Origin of the sequence: Paenibacillus sp. FSL H7-0918 (assembly GCF_038007025.1) — a bacterium.
Taxonomy (GTDB): domain Bacteria; phylum Bacillota; class Bacilli; order Paenibacillales; family Paenibacillaceae; genus Paenibacillus_AQ; species Paenibacillus_AQ odorifer.
Window position 1 is genome coordinate 2,031,242 of record NZ_JBBOWJ010000001.1, and the last position, 18,286, is coordinate 2,049,527.

The 18,286-nt window shown below is 45.5% G+C and carries 16 protein-coding genes; 8 read left to right on the plus strand and 8 right to left on the minus strand.

All coding sequences use genetic code 11. From position 1 onward, the window contains the following. Nucleotides 1–79: 79 nt before the first annotated feature. Together MHI15_RS09215 and MHI15_RS09220 are read left to right on the plus strand one after the other, a co-directional pair. The gene (locus MHI15_RS09215) at nucleotides 80–271 is read left to right on the plus strand and encodes a YycC family protein (RefSeq protein WP_036685305.1); all 192 of its coding nucleotides are present in this window, start codon (nucleotides 80–82) and stop codon (nucleotides 269–271) included. Further along, complete coding sequence (locus tag MHI15_RS09220) at nucleotides 268–498, plus strand: hypothetical protein (RefSeq protein ID WP_036685307.1); 231 nt, start codon at nucleotides 268–270, stop codon at nucleotides 496–498. Before MHI15_RS09215 ends, MHI15_RS09220 begins: the two co-directional genes overlap by 4 nt. A 79-nt stretch (nucleotides 499–577) precedes the next feature. On the opposite strand, the gene MHI15_RS09225 is transcribed toward MHI15_RS09220, so the two are convergent. Continuing rightward, a complete protein-coding gene (locus MHI15_RS09225; RefSeq protein ID WP_036685310.1) occupies nucleotides 578–1,294 on the minus strand; it encodes a DUF2225 domain-containing protein in 717 nt (238 codons plus the stop codon). Between the two features lie 36 nt (nucleotides 1,295–1,330). After that, nucleotides 1,331–1,714 (minus strand): globin domain-containing protein, encoded by a 384-nt coding sequence (locus MHI15_RS09230; RefSeq protein ID WP_341164353.1) that lies wholly within the window; start codon nucleotides 1,712–1,714, stop codon nucleotides 1,331–1,333. A 412-nt stretch (nucleotides 1,715–2,126) separates the two neighbouring features. Between MHI15_RS09230 and ylbJ the strand changes: the two genes are divergently transcribed. From ylbJ to MHI15_RS09250, 4 genes are all read left to right on the plus strand, one after another. Then, nucleotides 2,127–3,389 (plus strand): sporulation integral membrane protein YlbJ, encoded by a 1,263-nt coding sequence (ylbJ, locus tag MHI15_RS09235; protein ID WP_036685315.1) that lies wholly within the window; start codon nucleotides 2,127–2,129, stop codon nucleotides 3,387–3,389. Between the two features lie 74 nt (nucleotides 3,390–3,463). Continuing rightward, entirely contained in the window at nucleotides 3,464–4,267 is an 804-nt protein-coding gene (locus MHI15_RS09240; protein WP_341164354.1) for an NAD kinase, read from the plus strand. Between the two features lie 146 nt (nucleotides 4,268–4,413). Beyond that, on the plus strand, nucleotides 4,414–5,598 hold the full coding sequence (locus MHI15_RS09245) for a copper amine oxidase N-terminal domain-containing protein (RefSeq protein WP_076279682.1): 1,185 nt from the start codon (nucleotides 4,414–4,416) through the stop codon (nucleotides 5,596–5,598). 81 nt (nucleotides 5,599–5,679) lie between these two features. Then, nucleotides 5,680–7,107 carry a S41 family peptidase gene (locus tag MHI15_RS09250; RefSeq protein ID WP_081391913.1) on the plus strand — a complete coding sequence of 476 codons (1,428 nt, stop codon included), beginning with the start codon at nucleotides 5,680–5,682 and terminating at the stop codon, nucleotides 7,105–7,107. Nucleotides 7,108–7,437: 330 nt separating this feature from the next. Here the strand turns inward: MHI15_RS09250 and MHI15_RS09255 are convergent, their stop codons facing one another. The 3 genes from MHI15_RS09255 to lipA all read right to left on the minus strand — a co-directional run bounded on the left by MHI15_RS09255 (nucleotide 7,438) and on the right by lipA (nucleotide 9,552). Further along, entirely contained in the window at nucleotides 7,438–7,632 is a 195-nt protein-coding gene (locus tag MHI15_RS09255) for a hypothetical protein (RefSeq protein WP_076304912.1), read from the minus strand. Nucleotides 7,633–7,744: 112 nt separating this feature from the next. Continuing rightward, complete coding sequence (locus MHI15_RS09260; RefSeq protein ID WP_076128054.1) at nucleotides 7,745–8,377, minus strand: YutD family protein; 633 nt, start codon at nucleotides 8,375–8,377, stop codon at nucleotides 7,745–7,747. A gap of 269 nt (nucleotides 8,378–8,646) precedes the next feature. Beyond that, the gene (gene lipA, locus MHI15_RS09265; RefSeq protein WP_036685320.1) at nucleotides 8,647–9,552 is read right to left on the minus strand and encodes a lipoyl synthase; all 906 of its coding nucleotides are present in this window, start codon (nucleotides 9,550–9,552) and stop codon (nucleotides 8,647–8,649) included. 254 nt (nucleotides 9,553–9,806) lie between these two features. Here lipA and MHI15_RS09270 point away from each other — a divergent pair, with 254 nt between their 5' ends. Then, nucleotides 9,807–10,907, plus strand: a complete 1,101-nt coding sequence (locus tag MHI15_RS09270) for a M23 family metallopeptidase (RefSeq protein ID WP_076220521.1) — start codon at nucleotides 9,807–9,809, stop codon at nucleotides 10,905–10,907. 38 nt (nucleotides 10,908–10,945) lie between these two features. Here MHI15_RS09270 and MHI15_RS09275 read toward each other — a convergent pair whose 3' ends face one another. Continuing rightward, on the minus strand, nucleotides 10,946–12,646 hold the full coding sequence (locus tag MHI15_RS09275) for a glycoside hydrolase family 13 protein (protein ID WP_076128007.1): 1,701 nt from the start codon (nucleotides 12,644–12,646) through the stop codon (nucleotides 10,946–10,948). A gap of 122 nt (nucleotides 12,647–12,768) precedes the next feature. On the opposite strand from MHI15_RS09275, the gene MHI15_RS09280 reads away from it, so the two are divergent. Beyond that, complete coding sequence (locus MHI15_RS09280; protein WP_076304913.1) at nucleotides 12,769–13,797, plus strand: LacI family DNA-binding transcriptional regulator; 1,029 nt, start codon at nucleotides 12,769–12,771, stop codon at nucleotides 13,795–13,797. Between the two features lie 533 nt (nucleotides 13,798–14,330). Here the strand turns inward: MHI15_RS09280 and MHI15_RS09285 are convergent. Both MHI15_RS09285 and MHI15_RS09290 read right to left on the minus strand, forming a co-directional pair. After that, complete coding sequence (locus MHI15_RS09285; RefSeq protein ID WP_341164355.1) at nucleotides 14,331–17,342, minus strand: carbohydrate binding domain-containing protein; 3,012 nt, start codon at nucleotides 17,340–17,342, stop codon at nucleotides 14,331–14,333. 243 nt (nucleotides 17,343–17,585) lie between these two features. Next, complete coding sequence (locus tag MHI15_RS09290) at nucleotides 17,586–18,254, minus strand: alpha/beta hydrolase (protein WP_036685332.1); 669 nt, start codon at nucleotides 18,252–18,254, stop codon at nucleotides 17,586–17,588. Nucleotides 18,255–18,286: the final 32 nt, after the last annotated feature.

The window sequence follows — 18,286 nt, forward strand, 5'->3', positions numbered from 1 at the left end:
GTAATTGTCTTAACACCATGGTAAAGTGAATAACGATATCTGAACATTTATAGCCGATAAACTTTAGGAGGGCATCCATATGAAGCCACTACAAATTTCACCGGAAACAGCCATTACGTTATCCAAGCAACTAGGCGTTCCTTTGGAACACTTGATGCATATGCCCCAACATATTTTACTACAAAAAATAGCGGAGCTATCCAAAAAAGAAAATCCCCCACAAACTGAGGGCGAAAATGAAGAGACTCCTTCTGGGAAGGACTCACAATGATTCCATTTAGTCATACCTGGCCTTATGACATCATTCTAGGCGATATGTATGTGCAATACTGTCCATTCTGCAACTCAGAGAATGTGCTTCTGCCTATGAAGCCTAAAGAATTACAAATCGTTCGTGACGGCAAGAAAAAACTGCTCGTCTTCCCCTGCTGCAGCGCCAGTCCTACAGTTATAGATAATGACGGCGATTACCTTTTGTTCGATCGAGCTGTCAGATAAGCAAATCCTAACATTTTCTTTCTACAAAGCGCAGAGGAGAATTTAAATTCTCTTCTGCGCTTTTTGTTGTTCGCAAACATTATGAACTTGAAGACAAGCCTTCGATATCAACTTCAACATCTAGAGCCTCAGCACGCATTTGCTCCCGTAAAATAACCCACTGCTCACGTGCCGCTCGAATCATCGCCGCATCCATGATCTTCTGATCATTGATCAGACGGGAGAACCACATTACAGCCACTGAGTATTCTCCGATCCGCCGATTAAGTTCGCCGATCAGGTACATGAGCCGGGCATCATTGCCGGCAATGCCATCTATTTCATAGACCTTAACATACTCGTCCAAAGAATAGCGTAAAAAACGCTTCTCCTGCTCAGTCTCCCCTTGATAGCGATAGAGCCAAGCAATATGATGCAGCAGACTTGCGATAATCCGATCTTTATCGTTAATACTTTGAGCACATAAAAGCGCCAGCTTATAGGTCTCGAGCGCAGTTTCCCAGTCTCGTTTCTCTCCAAAGTCCCGGCTCTTCCAGCGTTTCCCTACCTGTTCATTAAATGCCTTGCGCTGGCGTTCCGTCAGCTTGTCAGCCGAATTTTCTGTGGAGGCAAACCCGCAATTGGGGCAGACCCGTACAACATAATAATCCGGATTCTCATTTTTATAATACGCGCAGAAATCAGCATCACGCCGAATAGCCTTTTTTAGACTAGGACGTACCCGCGAGGTTGAAAATTCATTTTCACAGTTGCAACACTTGACCTTAATAGAATATAGGGGTATTAACTCTGTCAAGTACTCTCATTCCTTTCAGGATCAACCTGTCCCTTATTATTCCTGGGGCATGTTAACAAAATGATGTGCAGGACCTGCAAGGCGGCTAAGCACGAATGAACGCAGTGGTTCTTCGACTCCAGTCTCCACCAGTGCCTCTTTCATACAATGTAACCACTCCTCAGCACGTTCTGGAGTAATAGGAATATGCATATGCCTTGCTCTCATCATGGGATGTCCATGTAATTCCGAATAAAGTGGACCCCCGCCAAAAAACTGTGTCAGGAATTGATATTGCTTCTCCAGAACTGGAGTAATATCTTCAGGGAACAAGGGTCCCAGCTGCGGATGAAGCTGTACCTTGGCATAGAACACTTCCACCAACCGATGTAGTGCTTCAGCCCCCCCTAGATTGTCATATATACTCTCATTTGGATTCATTGAGGTTACCAGCCTTCTTCCATATTAATGAAACGTTACTTATTTTATTATACCAAAGATAAGCATAACACGGATATCCGTCGAAAGTGCTCTCTAAACTACAGAAAAAAGGCGCTAAACTATAGTTCAGCGCCTGAAGAGTAAGGTTAGTAGGTCCTAAATTCCTCATCACCAGGAGGGACGAGAGAGACCCGGATTACATATACAAAAGCACAAACGAGAACTCCGGCTATAACGCTCATCGCCATCACTCCATCCCATTTAATCGTGTAACAGAGGGTGCATTTATTTATTACATAATATCATAATTCCTGCGAAAAAGCACAGATAATTGTAACCGCTTTCTCCATTTTTTTGTGCTGTTTGTCCCTCTTTTTGCATACATCTAACCATAGACCAGGAGGCGTTAATTATGACTTTTAAAAAGATTGGCGGCCCGCTGCTGGGATTCATATTGGCAGGTTGTATGCTGCTTATGTTACTTCATCCTGAAGCATCTCTTGCCGCAGCCTTACGTGGCCTGGCCATCTGGTGGGACGTGCTCTTCCCTTCACTGTTTCCCTTCTTCGTCATTTCTGAAATCATGCTAGGCTTAGGCATTGTCCATCTCTTCGGCGCTTTACTTGATCCACTGATGCGTCCCCTCTTCGGTATACCAGGCAGCGGTGGTTTTGTCGCGGCCATGGGATATGTATCAGGATATCCCGTTGGAGCCAAATTAACCGCTAAGCTGCGGGAGCAGAAGCTGATCAGCAGAATCGAAGGTGAACGCCTTGTAGCATTTACAACCTCCTCCGATCCTATTTTTCTATTAGGGGCGGTATCCGTTGGGTTCTTTCGCGATGCTTCTTTGGGGCTAATATTGGCACTAGCCCACTACGGAAGTGGCTTAATGGTTGGTCTCCTAATGTCATTTCATGGACGTAAGGAACAAAAGACCCCCACCCAAGACCCAACAAAAAGTAGTTCTGACGTCCCCTCTGCTCCAGCAAAACAAGGATTCGGCAGAATACATGCCGCACTCCTTGCGATGTCCGAAGCCCGGCGCAAGGATGGACGTAGCTTCGGGGAGCTGTTAAAAGGAGCGATCCAATCCTCGCTACAGCTTATTATTGTCGTAGGGGGTCTGGTTGTATTCTTCAACGTGCTAATGGAGCTGCTTGCCCGTGCCGGAATCCTGCCCTCACTATTTAGCCTGGCCGGATCTCTCGTCTCCCTTGTTGGAGGGCCTCCCGAATTAGCTCAGGCCTTGATCAGCGGATTATTCGAGGTCACCATAGGTGCCCGTTCTGCTGGTGAAGCCGCTTCTTCCATCCCGCTTCAATTCAAGGTCGCAGCAGCTGCCTTTATTCTCTCTTGGGGCGGATTATCTGTACATGCCCAAGTCGCCAGTATTTTGAACGGTACCGGGCTGCGTTATCTGCCGTTCTTAACAGCGAGACTAATACATGCCGTACTCGCAGCAGGTCTCGTGGTGCTGCTATGGAAGCCTGTGATGGGATCAGGATTGTCTTCTGCCTGGGTCTCTCTGCCAGCCTCCACCGCCTTTACACCTTCAGCCTCTGGTGTCACTGCCAGCCTAGCTCTACTGAGTCTTATACTGGCCGCTGCTCTTCTAGTGTCACTGCTTATTCCTGTCTTTATGGCAATGCTCCGATTGATGCGCCGAAGTTGATTACATATTGTGTTCCGGGGCAAGATTGATTATGATCGGTGTATGACGGAATTATATAAAGGAGCTTGTACATCTTGAGATATTATGTTCTGGACCGCGGTGATGAGCTGTCAATCAAACTTGCCGAGCAATTTCACAAGCTGGCGGCGGAGCGGGATTTGCAACTGGATGCCGAGTCTCCGGAAATCGTCATCTCGATAGGTGGAGACGGCACAATGCTGCACGCTTTTCATACCTTTATCGATCAGATTCCCAACTTAGCCTTTGTAGGTGTGCACACAGGACACCTCGGCTTCTATGCGGACTGGCAAGCAGAAGAGCTGCCCACCTTAATCGACTATATGTGCGGAACCGGTGATACTGAGCCGCAGAAACCGCGCATTGTGAAATATCCATTAATAGAGCTGGAGATTCACAAAAAATCGGGATCTTCATCTCACATTGCCCTCAACGAATTTACCCTTAAAGGGGTGGATGGAACTATAATGATCCAAATCGACATCAATGATGTCACCTTCGAAATGTTCCGGGGCGATGGAATTTGTATTTCAACTCCCTCTGGCAGCACCGCTTATAACAAAAGCCTTGGGGGCGCTATGGTTCACCCTTCAATAGAAGCGCTGCAGATTGCCGAAATCGCGTCTATTAACAACCGTGTATTCCGGACAATGGGCTCTCCGCTACTACTGCCGAAGCATCATCATTGTGACATTTTTTCATGTAAAGACCAGCGTTTGCTGCTCACCGTAGATCATAACAACATTCCTGTTGATGACCTGATTTCAGTACGCTGTCAAGTTTCAGACAAAAAAGTCAGCTTTGCAAGGTATCGTCCGTTTCCGTTCTGGAACCGTGTCCGTGAAGCTTTCTTAGTCTGAGATCAGGGGATCAAAAAGCTGGAGATTTCAATATCTCCGGCTATTTTTGGTGTGACAAAACTAACACCAATTGATAGACATAGAGAGAAATCAAATGGTATAATGAGGCTATTTTACAAAGAGTTACATAAAAGGAGAGAGTACTGTTGAAAAAATTATTATCCCTCTTGAGCATAAGTCTTCTGGCCCTGATACTGGCGGTCCCGGCTTTTGCTGCTTCAAAACCGATTGATGTTTATATCAACGGCAGTAAGGTTTCCTTTACCGCAGGAACCCCATACTTAGCGAACAATTCTGTACTTGTCCCTTTCCGGGTCATCTTCGAAAAGCTTGGACTGCAGGTGCTTTGGGATGCCAAGACTGGAACAGTAACAGGTAAAAGTTCAAATCTGGCGATCAGCCTAAAAATTGGCAGCAACCGCGCAACCGTTAACGGAACCGTGAAAAAACTGACCACCGCACCAGTCTCCTCAGCTGGCACTACATACATTCCTTTACGTTTTATCGCAGAGGCAACCGGAGGCACAGCCGTCTGGAATTCAACCAGCAGAAGCGTGCAAATTACCACCCCAGTATCCAAAGATAAGGACGAAGCAGCGATTACAGCATTAATCCGTTTGTCTAATAAGTATTTCAATGAAGAAAAAGCGATTAGCTTCTATTCCCTTATGGATTCAGAATCCTCAAATGCGGAGTCAGTAGCGGATCTTAATGCATCCTTTGAGATTTTTGACATAAAAAATACTATTGAGAGTTTGGAAATCATTGATATTTCAGGCAATGACGCTACTGTCTATACACTGGAAAGCTCTCGCCGGACAGGTGGGGCCTATACGCCAGATACAGAGGACGAATACATGTATACACTTGTCCGCAAGAATGGAAGCTGGAAAATATCATCTGTGGAATCCCAAAGCTCCGTGATACTGCTGACTCGTGAACAAGCTCTAAAAACAGCAGCTAACATTCCTCAAAATGATGCGGATGCCATCAAAGGTAATATCACCAAATATTATCAAGCTATGAATGAACAAAATTCGGCCGCTGTTCTTTCCACCATGACTTCATACGGAGAAGAATATGATACTTCCCTTAAGGAAGATCTGGAAGATTTCTTTACTTCATATGACGTCATTTATACTCCAAGCGTTTCGAGTATCTACTATTTTAGCGCCAAAGAAGCAGCTATTTATGTAGAAAGCAAAGAGAAGGATGCCAGTGAAGAGGAAACTTTTGAGCAAGGCACGATCTTCATTTTATCCAAGTCGGATAACGGGGTATGGACTACTGATAACACCTACAGCGTTTACTATAAACTTGTGAAATCCTAACAACCATACGTCACAGAAAGTTAATTCGTGCAGTGTATACTTTCTTATCTTATAAATTATATAAAAAGGGCGTATGATTCCATGAAATCCAATAAAGTAATAAGTGCACTTCTGGCTTTATCCCTAACTTTTGCTCCAGTGGTGTCTGCTGCCGATGCCGCTCAGGCATCTACAGATAACCGTGATCTTATCAATGAAGTCATGAATATTCTGGAGAACTATAACCTCTCCGGTGTAGATAAGGATACCTTGATTCGTGGAGCCATTGACGGCATGGTGAACACCCTAGATGATCCCTATAGCCAATACTTCAATACCGAGGAAGCGGCACAATTTGAACATGATGTTGATCTGGAATACGTTGGTATTGGTGTTAGATTGCAATATACCGCAACTGAACTCTACATCGAAGACATAACACCCGGTTCGCCTGCAGAACAAGCAGGTCTGAAACGCGGCGATACGATAGTCAAAATTAACGGAATCCCCGTTGAAGAGACTGAAGGTGACGAGTTAAGCGGAGCCGCAGGCACCAAGGTCACTCTGCAGGTGCTCCGGAATGGAGTGTCTAAATCATTTCGTGTAACCCGGAATGAAATCAGCTCAACTTCCGTTACCGGAACCATTGTTGGACAGAAGATAGCCTACATCACACTGAGCGGTTTCACACAGAATTCCGATGAAGAATTCGCCGCCATGCTGAAAAAGATGCGCGCAGCAGGTATGAAATCGATGGTGCTTGATTTGCGTGACAACTTAGGCGGCTATATGGATTCGGCATACAACATTACCTCCAATTTTATGGATAAAGGCATTATGATGTATACCTCTGATCAAACCGGAGCACTTACTCCAGTAACGATTACCAGCGGCAGCAAAATAGGCGTACCCGTCGTTATTCTAACGAATGAGTACACTGCCAGCGCTTCTGAGGCGCTTACTGGCGCATTACGTGACAATAAGCTCGCTACCGTCGTAGGCACTCGTTCTTTCGGCAAAGCACGTATTCAGAGCCTGCTTCCAATGTCTAATGGAGACATGCTGAAGCTGACTACGCAGAAATACCTAACTCCAAATAAAGAAGACTTTAATCACATCGGCCTTGCACCGGATATTGAGGTTAAAGGCAAAACTGCACAGCTGATTACCGCTCTTCAGATTGCAGGAATGAAAAGCATTGAGGTTTCCGGTGATCATCATATCTTGAACGTCAACGGGGTTGCCTTTGCTGGTAATGTGGGTCTAATAAAGCAAGGAGATAAGACTTATGCTTCTTCGCTCGTATTAGGTGCTCTGATCGAAGGCGACATCACATGGGATGCCAAGAACAAAAAAGTCATCGTAACGAACGGGGCAGGTAAAGCGACCGGCTTTACATTGTCCTCCAAAGAGGCGCTTTCTCAGAACGGCGAGACCTTCATTGAATTAAATGCCTTTAAGAAGAAGTTCCCTGCGCTTGTATGGAGTTACAATGCAACACAGAAACAATTGAAATTATCTGTAAAATAGATCCTTAATCTCACTAATCATTAAGCTGCTGAATCAAGCACCAATGAGTAAAAACAGGAGTTGTCACATAAGCCATGAAATGGCCGTTGGGACAACTCCTGTTCTTTGTTTAGTTTGATAATATTTGCACCTACGAAACATCTGTAGCACCTATCGGACATGGATGACCCTAAACGCAATATTAATCCATATTTGTTATGCTATCGGACTCCATAGTCGCTATTGGTATGAAAAACACCATAATTACGCCTCTTTCTAACGAATAGCATCATTGGAGTCCGAAACACCGCTCAAAAGGCTGAAAATTCGCAAATAACGGCATCTGGGTCCTTAAGCCTTAGGGGATGATGAAACTGCTGGGTCAAGCAGCCAACGACTAACAGCAAAGAGCAGCAGAGCAACACTGAGCCACACAGCAACACCGAGCGGCACAGCAACACCGAGCCACACAGCAACACCGAGCAGCACAGCAACACCGAGCCCACAGCACAGAGCAGCACTGAGCAACACCGAGCGGCACAGCAACAGCAGAGCAGCGATCTCCAAGTAACGGGAGAAACGCTGCTCTGCTATTTTTTATAAGAAAAAAAGCTGGCTCATTCGTAGAAGGACTCTACTTATGGTTCAGCTTTCATCATTAAGGTTGTGAATTTTCTATGTTTTGGTTGTTTTGGTTGTTTTGAGCGCTTTGAGGTTTTGGTGTGTTTTGGGGCTTCTGAGACTGACCTTGTGGCGGTCTGCCTTGGAAATCCTTTTTGGATTTCTTGCCCTGTGAATCCTTGCCCCGGTGATTTCGGCTCTGATGTTCTCTCACAGGTCTATCCTTCGCCATATTGTCCTTTGAAGAAGTCATCTCTTTAAATGCCAATGAGTGATTCGAGCCTTGCTTAGAGGATGTTTCTTTAACAGAGAACTCTTTATCTGCAGCCGCTTCATCACTAGCTTCCCCTTCTTGCTCCAAGGCCTCTTCATCACTCGGCTCTGGTATTTCTTTGATTAAAATATCCTTGAACATGCCTTCCTGTGGTACCTCTTTCAATTTATGCAGCACAAAATAAGCGCAGCCAAAATTGCAATATTCATTAATATAATCAACCATACCCGAAATCGCTGTATCCCGATTCACCTTAGGATGGTTGTCCCGGTAAAAACCTTTCAAACGCAACTGACTGTAACCCCAGTCACCGATAATATAGTCGTATCTTTCCAGCACCTCGCTATATCTCCCGCGAAACGCCTCCGGATTCCAACCATCCTTATGATCCAACATAAGTTCATAGCCTTTTCCGCCTATTACGATCAAACCTTTTGTCGCCTGCCTTTCTTTGGGTATCGTAGCGTTGATTATACCGCCATCTATGTGGAATATTGGGCTTTCGGTCGCTGTTCTAGAACCGCTCCTACAGCACCAATATTCCCCTCCGATGACGCAAATCAACGATTTTTATGGGTAACCTAAGAGCAGAGATATCAGAACGCTGTCGCTTCTTCCTCCTCTTACTAACATTCTCTGTGAATTAAACCACAGAAAAGCAATAATTAGCTAGAAGAAACCGCACGCTCCTCGCGAGCTTGAGCTGCAGACTTCACCTGCTCATGCGCATGATAAGAGCTGCGAACTAGCGGGCCTGATTCCACGTGGCTGAAGCCACGCTTCATTCCCTCTTCCTTCAACAGTGCAAATTCCTCCGGTGGATAATATTTCTCCACATTTAAGTGTTTTGGAGTGGGTTGCAAATATTGTCCTAAAGTCAATATATCACAATTTACGGCTCGCAAATCATCCATTGCTTGTAAAATCTCATTCCACTCTTCACCGACACCAAGCATGATGCTCGATTTGGTTGGAATATTGGGTTTCATTTCCTTGGCTCTACGCAGCAATTCCAAGGAACGAGGGTACTTCGCTTTAGCCCGTACACGATCTGACATCCGTTCCACGGTCTCAATATTATGATTAAGAATGTCTGGATTACTGTTCATGACAATCTCAAGACTATTCCGGTCTCCTAAAAAGTCTGGAATAAGCACTTCAACGCTACATAACGGAAGGCGTTTACGAATCGCCGCTACCGTCTCAGCAAAAATCTGAGCGCCACCATCCGCAAGATCATCGCGGGCCACACTAGTCACCACACAGTGACGAAGATTCATTTTCTCTGCAGCTTCAGCTACACGTTCAGGCTCCTGCAGGTCCAGTTCTGTAGGCATCCCTGTATTCACTGCACAAAAACGGCATGCGCGTGTACAAATATCACCTAAAATCATGAAGGTAGCCGTACGGTTTGCCCAGCATTCATAAATATTCGGACACCTAGCTTCTTCACATACGGTATGTAAAGTTTTGGAACGCATCATGCTTTTGATTTCCTGATAGTTGTCACCGGTAGTTAGCTTAATCTTAATCCAATCCGGTTTAGGTTGCTTTGCTGTTTTATTAGACAAAATGATAAACCCCGCTTCCTCCTGAATGTGATGCTGCAGATGAAAGTTGCTGCCTCATATTATAACATGTGCGATTTACAATTGCCTGTTTTTGTGAAATATGCAGGGTGTATCATCTGGAGTTTCCAGCGAGATTTTTCTGGTACCTTTAGACAAGAACGGATAAAAAGTAGCATTTTGCACCAATCTATAAAAAAGCTTCATCCGAAGTGACTACACTCAATTTAATGCCCGGACAAAAGGAGGCTGTTATCTTGCTGGCCCTATTTAAGAATATTAAAGACCGGAGAACCCTGTTATGCCTGTCCGCGGCCGCTATCCTCTGGGGTGGTTTAAACCTTCCCGTTTCAGCAGCTGTAGCGCGGCCTACAATCCAACCGGTGATGAGCAGCGGGGATCCCGCTAGTGCTAGCAAAGAAGCGCAATGGTCTGGCCGAAGACAGCTTTATGAGCAAATGAGCGCAGCTACTGGTATCCCGTGGTTTAGGTTCGCAGCCATTGATCAATATGAACGCACGCTCGCCAAAAAGGGAGCCTCAGGGCAGCCTGTCTCCACGCGCCTTACAGCCATAAAGATCCCGGCACCGGTATGGGCTGGTCCACTCAATCCGGATCAAGGGGATACTTCCCCGAACTCCATTAGCTTCTTTGATGGTTTTGGCAGTGATGGCTCAGGAGACGGCATTGCTGATCCAGAGAATGATGCGGACGTTCTGTATAGTATGGCTAGACACTTATTGAAGTATGGACAATCCGCTAGTGATTTCAGTATCGGGGTCTGGGAGTATTATCACAATGGCCGCGCCTCGCAGCGCATTACCCAGTTCGCGAAGTTATATGAACATTTTGGACGGCTGGACCTATCCGGCAATGCCTTCCCGCTTCCCTTAAGTAACCTTTATTCTTATCGTAGCACTTGGGGCACTGGAAGAAGCTGGGGTGGAGCACGTATCCATGAAGGAACAGATTTATTTGCACCTCAAGGAGTGCCAGTCCGAAGCACCTGCTTTGGCTTAGTGGAGACAAAAGGCTGGAACCGGTACGGCGGCTGGAGAATCGGGATTCGCGATATTGAGAACCGTTACCATTATTACGCTCATCTATCTGGATATAACAAAACCATTTCTCGCGGAGATATAGTCACCCCCGGTGAAATTATTGGCTGGGTAGGCAGCTCGGGTTACGGCAATCCCGGAACTCAAGGGAAATTTCCTCCGCATCTACATTTTGGCATTTACCGCGATCGCGGAATTACCGAATGGGCTTTTGATCCGTTTCCGTTGCTGAAACAATGGGAGAATCAGGAATATAGAGACTTAAAGAACAAAAGAAGCAAAAAAAGTGCCGTAAATTAGAATAAGGTCCCTTTCCTTAGAGAGGGGCCTTTTCTTTTTTAATACAACATCAAACAGCCGAATGGTTCAATGCTGACCGTAAGCTTATTATTATTTTTAAAAATTACTCCAGACAATAAATCAGTTAATTCGTTCTTATCAGCTCGATATGGGCTAAGCTCTAGTTGGTAAGGGTTTGGAGAATTATTGATAATCAGCCCTATCTTTTCGTGCTCCACACCTCGTATGTAACCAAGCACATTACGAACTTCATCAGTAAACCAAGGACGGAAGGAGCCTTTGCGCAGAACCTCATGACTTTTTCTCAGAGAAATCAACTGTTGATACCACTTATGCAGCACTGCATTCTGAGCTTGTTCTTGCCATATCATAGCTTTTCTACAGTGGGGGTCCGTCGCCCCTTCCATCCCAACCTCATCCCCGTAATAGATCATTGGAATGCCGATATAGGTCATCTGGAAAAAAACAGCCAGCATCATACGTTCAACAGCGGTACCCAAGCGGTCCCAACCACGCCCACCTTCTTTACACGCTGTAAGAAACCGCAGGGTATCATGGCTGCCAAGCAACTGAAACATAGCTGAATTCGCCTGGTCATTATACAACGCCTCCTGATGGAGCAATTGCTCCATAAAGCGAACTGGCCCCGTCGATTGTTCCGCAAAAAATTCTAACACTGCATCACGAAGCACATAATTCATTCCTCCATCGAACTGATCCCCTCTAAGCCATGGCCCAGAAGCATGCATAATCTCACCGATCAGCAGGATTTCAGGATATTCAGATTTGAGTTCTTGCCGAAACCGGGACCAAAAACGCGGATTAACTTCATTGGCCACATCCAGACGCCAGCCGTCAATCCCTGTCTCGCGCACCCAATACTTCGCAACCTCAATCATGTAATTCGCCGTATCCGGATTGTCCATGTTCAGCTTTGGCATATGCGCTTCAGCTTTGGCAAACGTTTCATAATTGGGTACAGGGGTCTGCGTAACCGGAAAGGAATGAATGAAGAACCAATCTTTATACGGAGATTGCTCTCCTTTTGCCAACACATCCTTAAACGCGAAAAAGCGATCTCCCGAATGATTAAACACAGCATCTAAAATCACTTTGATTCCATGTCTGTGCGCCTGGCTGACCAGTGCCTTCAATCCTTCCGTATCCCCAAATACTGGATCAACCTTATAGTAATCGGAGGTATTATATTTATGTTCTGAAGGAGACTCAAATACAGGCGTCATATAAACAACGTTTACTCCTAACTGTTGCAGGTAGGGCATTTTGTCAGAGATGCCTTGTAAGGTTCCTTCGTTATAACTGCTGGGATAGATTTGATAGGTTACTGCATCCATGCTCCATGAAGGTAACTTCAACGCCTCAGAATGATGGAGATATGCATATTGAAAAGAACCCGCACGTTCCCGGTTCTCCGACGCCCCTCTCTCTCCATACCAGACATATTCACCAGCAGGATTAGTTACATGGAATAGATATCTGCATTTTTTAGTAGGGGTCTCAATGACCGCTTCATGTATCTCATAAACACCTGCCGACCCAATCCGCTCCATCTGCAAAGGAACTTCATGCCCCGGAGAATCATAACGGTCTGAGTAGATGACGGTACAGGATAATTGCTGTCCAGCTTGCGTGAACAGTCTGAGCTTCAAGATGCCCGTACCCATAGGATAGGCAAACGGATCTTCACTTGTATGATATAAAAACCATGTATGAGGCATAACTTCTAAACTCCTTTTTATGCTTTTATCGTTAAATCTATAAGACTCTTTGTAATTAGAGAGACTGCTAAATTTGTGTTATTATGGTTACAAATACCGTTCCGGATTATGAGGGGAAGACAATGAAAGTAACCATTTCTGATATTGCCAAAGCAGCCAATGTGGCTAAATCTACCGTATCCAAAGTATTAAACGATTCCCCCAAAATATCACAGGAAACGAAACACAAAGTTCGCGAAATTATGAAGCAGATGAACTATACACCAAGTAGTATCGCTACCGGATTAGCCAGACAAAGCAGCTGTAATATTGGTCTCCTGGTCGATATGTCCAAGGAAAGTGAATTTCTAAACCAGTTTTTCTACAACATCATCGGTGGAATAGAAAGTGTAATTGCGCCTTTAAAATACGAGCTGACTATTTCCAATGTACAGCATAGTAGTCCGGAAGGACATTTTCTAAATAGACTTGTATTCAGCAAACGTGTCGACGGAATCATAGCGAATAACTCCGTACTCACGGAAGAGCTTTGCGAAGAACTGAACCGCTTGGAGTTTCCCTACATCTCCATCGGCGAAATTATGACTCCCGGAAGCTGGGTTGATTTCGATAATGAAGCAGGCGGCAGCATGCTGACCTCACATTTAATAAAGCAGGGGTACTCCAAAATAGCCTTCATAGGCGGGCAGCAGCAGGAAAAGATTTATACCCATCGTCTGAGTGGATATTTGCAAGCATTGCAGCAAGCAGATCTTACCGATCAGCAGCAATGGATTATCAATTGTAAGGCTGATGAACATGAGAGCTATCATGCTGCACTTGAGCTTCTACAGAGCGAAGATCGACCAGACTCCGTAGTATGCATGAACAGCTATGTTGCCTTCGGGGTGCTTCAAGCTGCAAAATCACTGGATATTCATGTTCCCTCACAGCTCGGCATTGCCGCATTTGATGAATATCCTCTGTCCCGTTACACTACGCCTCCTCTAACCTCGCTGAATATCGACACCTTCCAGCTGGGGGTATCTTCAGGCGAGCTGCTGATGCAACGCATTCGTAATAACAACATACCTTCTAGGCATTTGCTTCTCGAGCCAGAACTCATTCCTCGTGAGTCAACTATGAGATCGCAGTTCCCGGCGGGAACGTAGTGAAGAGGCGGGAAGCTTGGTTGCTCTGAGTGCTGTTTCGGTTTGATTGTCTTGAGTAACTAACTGAGCTTGGTTGCGCTTGTATAGCTGACTGAACTTTATTGCGCTGCATGCTGTTTCGGCTTGATTGTCTGGAGTAACTGAGCTTGATTGAGCTTGTATAGTTGACTGAACTTTATTGCGCTGCGTGCTGATTCGGCTTGATTGTCTGGAGTAACTGCTTTAGCTTGATCGAATTTGAGTAGCTAACATGGCTACATCGGATTTAATTGCATTTTGTGCAATAGAAATCCTTATAGGATGGATAACATTCGATTTAATTGCACTTTGTGCAGTCAAAACTCATAAAATCGGTAAAAAACAGCCTTTTTCCTGAATTCTACTGCACAAAATACAGTTAAATCTTTCTACCAGCTTCAAACAGAAAGTTTAATTGTACTTTCTGCAATTAAAAAGCTTCATACTGCTTACCAAGGAGCGGCCCCATACGGGAGCCGCTCCTTGTTGTGTTTAAGCTGTAGATATTATGAAGCTTATAGATCCTTCCAGCGCTGAACCGTCAGATTTACGGTTTGTGCACCGCCTGATGGCGTAAGGGTTCGATTGGAAAGATCCGATCCATTCGAATTCACCTCCACATTAGTCCAAGCACCTCGTGTAACTTTGTATTGAATTGCTGTTCCCGCCGGTAGACTTAGTGTGATGGAGTAAATACCATCACTACCCTTCGTCAGTTGGTAGTTCGGATCTGCCGCATTCCAGCTATTGAAGGAACCGGAGAGATAAACGGGACCACTCACAGGAGTAGACGCAGGAACAGTTGCTCGGAATGTAACACTATCCGCTTGTGGCTCTCCTGCGGTGATGTTACCATTCACCATACTCCAGGTGCCCGCAGCAAAATGATAGTTATTGCCTCCATTGTTATCCCATGTGCCACTGCCATTATTAAAGGCTGCGGTCAGCCCAGCTGCCGTGTCCAACTGAATCGTAACCGCCTTATATCCTGTAAAAGCAGAAGCTTGAAGCTGCTCGCCTGGAGACGTCGTCCAGACCGTTGAACCATCGAGCTTATAATGGATATAAGAGCTGCTATAAGCCGCATTCTTATAATAGATCGTTGCCGTACTGCCGACAGGTGTTGCCGTTGGTGTTGGCGTTACGGTGGGTGTCGGCGTTACCGTTGGCGTCGGTGTTGGCGTCGGTGTTGGCGTTACGGTTGGTGTCGGTGTCGGCGTTACCGTCGGAGTTGGCGTTGGTGTTACCGTCGGTGTCGGCGTTACGGTTGGTGTTAGTGTCGGCGTTACCGTTGGTGTCGGCGTCACGGGTCCACCCGATTGAATATTGCCAGTTGGTGTATAAGTCCAGGTGCCGGCACTAAATAAATAGTTGCTGCCCCCGTTACTGTCCCAAGTGCCGCTGCCATTGTTAAAGCAAGCTTCAAGCTGGCTGGCCGAGCCAATATTAATCGTTATTTTGTTGTAGCCTGCTACATCAGAGACAGGTATCGCCACACCCGGTGATGTCGTCCAAGTTCCTCCTGCAGGACGATAATGAATATAAGGCGAGGTATAGCCCTGCTTATAGTAAATAGTGACACTGTTCCCCGCTGGTGTTGTCACTGAAGCAATCGCGCTAAGGAGGGATAGATTGCCTGCTGCATCCAATGCTTTTACCGTATAGTCATACGTAGTACTGGCAGATAATCCGTTATCCGTATATGAAGTAGTTGCGGATGTACCCACTTTTACGCCGTTGCGATAAATTTCATATCCGGTCACACCTACATTGTCGGTGGAAGCGGTCCAGCTTACTAAAGCACTGGATGCATTTTGAACGGTTGCGGTCACGTTAGTGGGTACAGTTGGAGCAACTGTATCTGTAGGAAGCTGTTGTTTGGCATAGATTTTGGCTGCATTTGCACCCACGGTTACAGTGATCTGCTTGCCAGTTGCTCCACCCGATTGTACGGTTACCGTATCCGAAGTGTTCAACTGGTTATAAAGAACCGTCCCGACTGCCAAGCTGCTCTCTGCACGCAGTGGAATGGTAACGGTCTGCGAGCCGCTGGATTTATTACTGAATACGGAGATAACTTCCTGCCCCAGATTAGTTCCAGTGTCAATACGACGTGAAAAAGCATATAAGTTCTGTGCAGACCACATTTCACGTTGAGTGCCTGTACGGAGTGCCGGATTATTTTTCCGAATCTCATTAAGTTTGGCTACGTGCTTGTAGGTGCTGGCATTCTCATTAAAATAATTCTCTATTACATTGCCGTTTGCATCCCGTTTCACCATTGACCAGCGGTTCCAGGTATCGGCGATGCCTCCCGTCATAATCTGCCCGTTACCATTGCCTTTGTTCTGTTCCGTACCTTGGAAGACAACGGGTGTTCCACGCACTGTAAAAATAAAACTCAAAGCGTTCTGCAGCTTATCTACGCTTCCTCCAGCTTCTGTGAGAAAACGATTGCGGTCATGATTGTCGATAAAGGTAACCATGTGATTGGCATTTCCGTTATAGTAGGAATCCTGTGCCAAGGTGCTTTTAATATTGGAGTCAAAAGACTGCCCATATGCGAAGCTATTTAGAACGGAGAAGAACATTGGGAAATCAAGCATGCCCCACTCCTTGTTGTTGCCGACCCAGCGCGAGACAAATTCAGCATTGCCGTCAAAATTCTCGCCAAAGGTATTAACCCCCAGATAATTTTGCAATTCACCAATATCAGTCGGCTTCATCAGCTTGGCTGCGTCTACACGCGCACCATCTGCCCCTGTATAGTCAAACCAGCCTTTAATCGAATCAAATATGGCCTTTTTAGCAGCAGGGACATCGAAGTCAATGTCATCCAGTCCGCCTAGATCATGATTTTCTAAGTAATCCTGTGCCCATTGATCGTATCTTCCGTCTGCCAAAGACCAGTTGATATCTCCGTTATGGTGATACCAAGCCGGGTTATTGAAAGGAGCTGCTGGCTGCAGACTAGGGATATCATAGTAGGCTTGGGTACCCAGCATATAATCCCCGATATGGTTTGGCACAACGTCTATAACCACCTTGATGCCAACCGCATGTGCGGAATCCACTAACTCCTTCAGCTTCTCCTTTGTACCGAAGTAGGGATTGGCTGCGTTAGGGTCCTTAACGTTGTACCCGTGATACGCCGTGTTTTTACCACTGCCATTGTTCTCCCGATTCGTCATTTGCGGCTCCGCCACTGGGGAAATCCAGATCGCGGTGTAGCCCATATTTTTAATATAAGATAGCTTGTCGATCACTCCTTGCCAATCTCCGCCTTTCATATAACGGAAATCTTCTTCAGAGTTCTCGCCATAGCGAATTGCCGCTCCCGTAGCATTGTTGGAAGAGTCCCCGTCATTAAACCGGTCAACCATAATCTGATAAATGGTATCATTCTCGTTAATCGTACCGATGCTGGCTGCATCTGCCTGTTGTGGCGCTAAGACGAATAAATTAATCACAGTAGAAAGAAGAATAGATGTAATCAGAACGGGCACGTACCATAACTTACGTTTCATCGCGCGCATCTCCCTCTCTTATTAAAGCGTATTCATAACACACTAAAACCTACTTCTTGGATTAAAAACGACCTTTCCAGCGATGTTTTTGGCATAGAAACAAACGAATTTTAGGGAAACCGGTTTCCCTACTAAAAATTACCATGACTCCAGACGCGTTGTCAAGCCTTAAAATTGAAATGTACAACAAAAAAAGAGTTCCTATTTAGGAAGCTCTTGGAGTTGAATATTTACTGTTTGAGTTCAGCGTCCCGCCGTCTGAATAAACTGCAAGACCTCATTCATAATTCGGTCCTTCTCTTCACAATGGCACACCATATGACCACTGTTGTCGACCATCAGCACCTGTTTTTGGGTCGCCTTGATCATATGATGTCGTAGGTAATCGGCGCTTCTAGTCTTCACTAGATGATCTCTTTTTCCTTGCACGATCAGGGTTGGAGTCTCAATATGCGGATAGACAGAAAAGCTCTCACGAACCAATCGCTGGAACTCTCGAGTTGCTTTTGGAGGCGTTGAACTGAATTTACTAATATAAGTTTTTAGCATGGAAAAGCTCCCAAGGGTCTTAATAATTTCTACAGGATTCAGCGGAAACACAGGGGTAGACAACAAAGTGAGAGATTTAATCCAAGGTTTATAGCGCACGGAAAGATGTGAAGCAATAAGAGCACCGGTTGAAAAACCGATCAGATGAACGCCGTCATTTGTCTTTAACAGCTCTGTTAATTCATCCTCAGCACTTTGCTGCCAATCATGTCGATCCGAATGCAGTAGATCATTCCTGCTGCCCCCGTGCCCCTTCAGGGTAAATGTTCTGGAACGATAATTATGCTGCTCCATAAACTGGGACAAGGGAGAGATTTCATGCTCACCTCCGGTAAAGCCATGAATAAATAAACAACTTTCCATAATTGTCCCTCTTTTCACATTCCATACTGAAT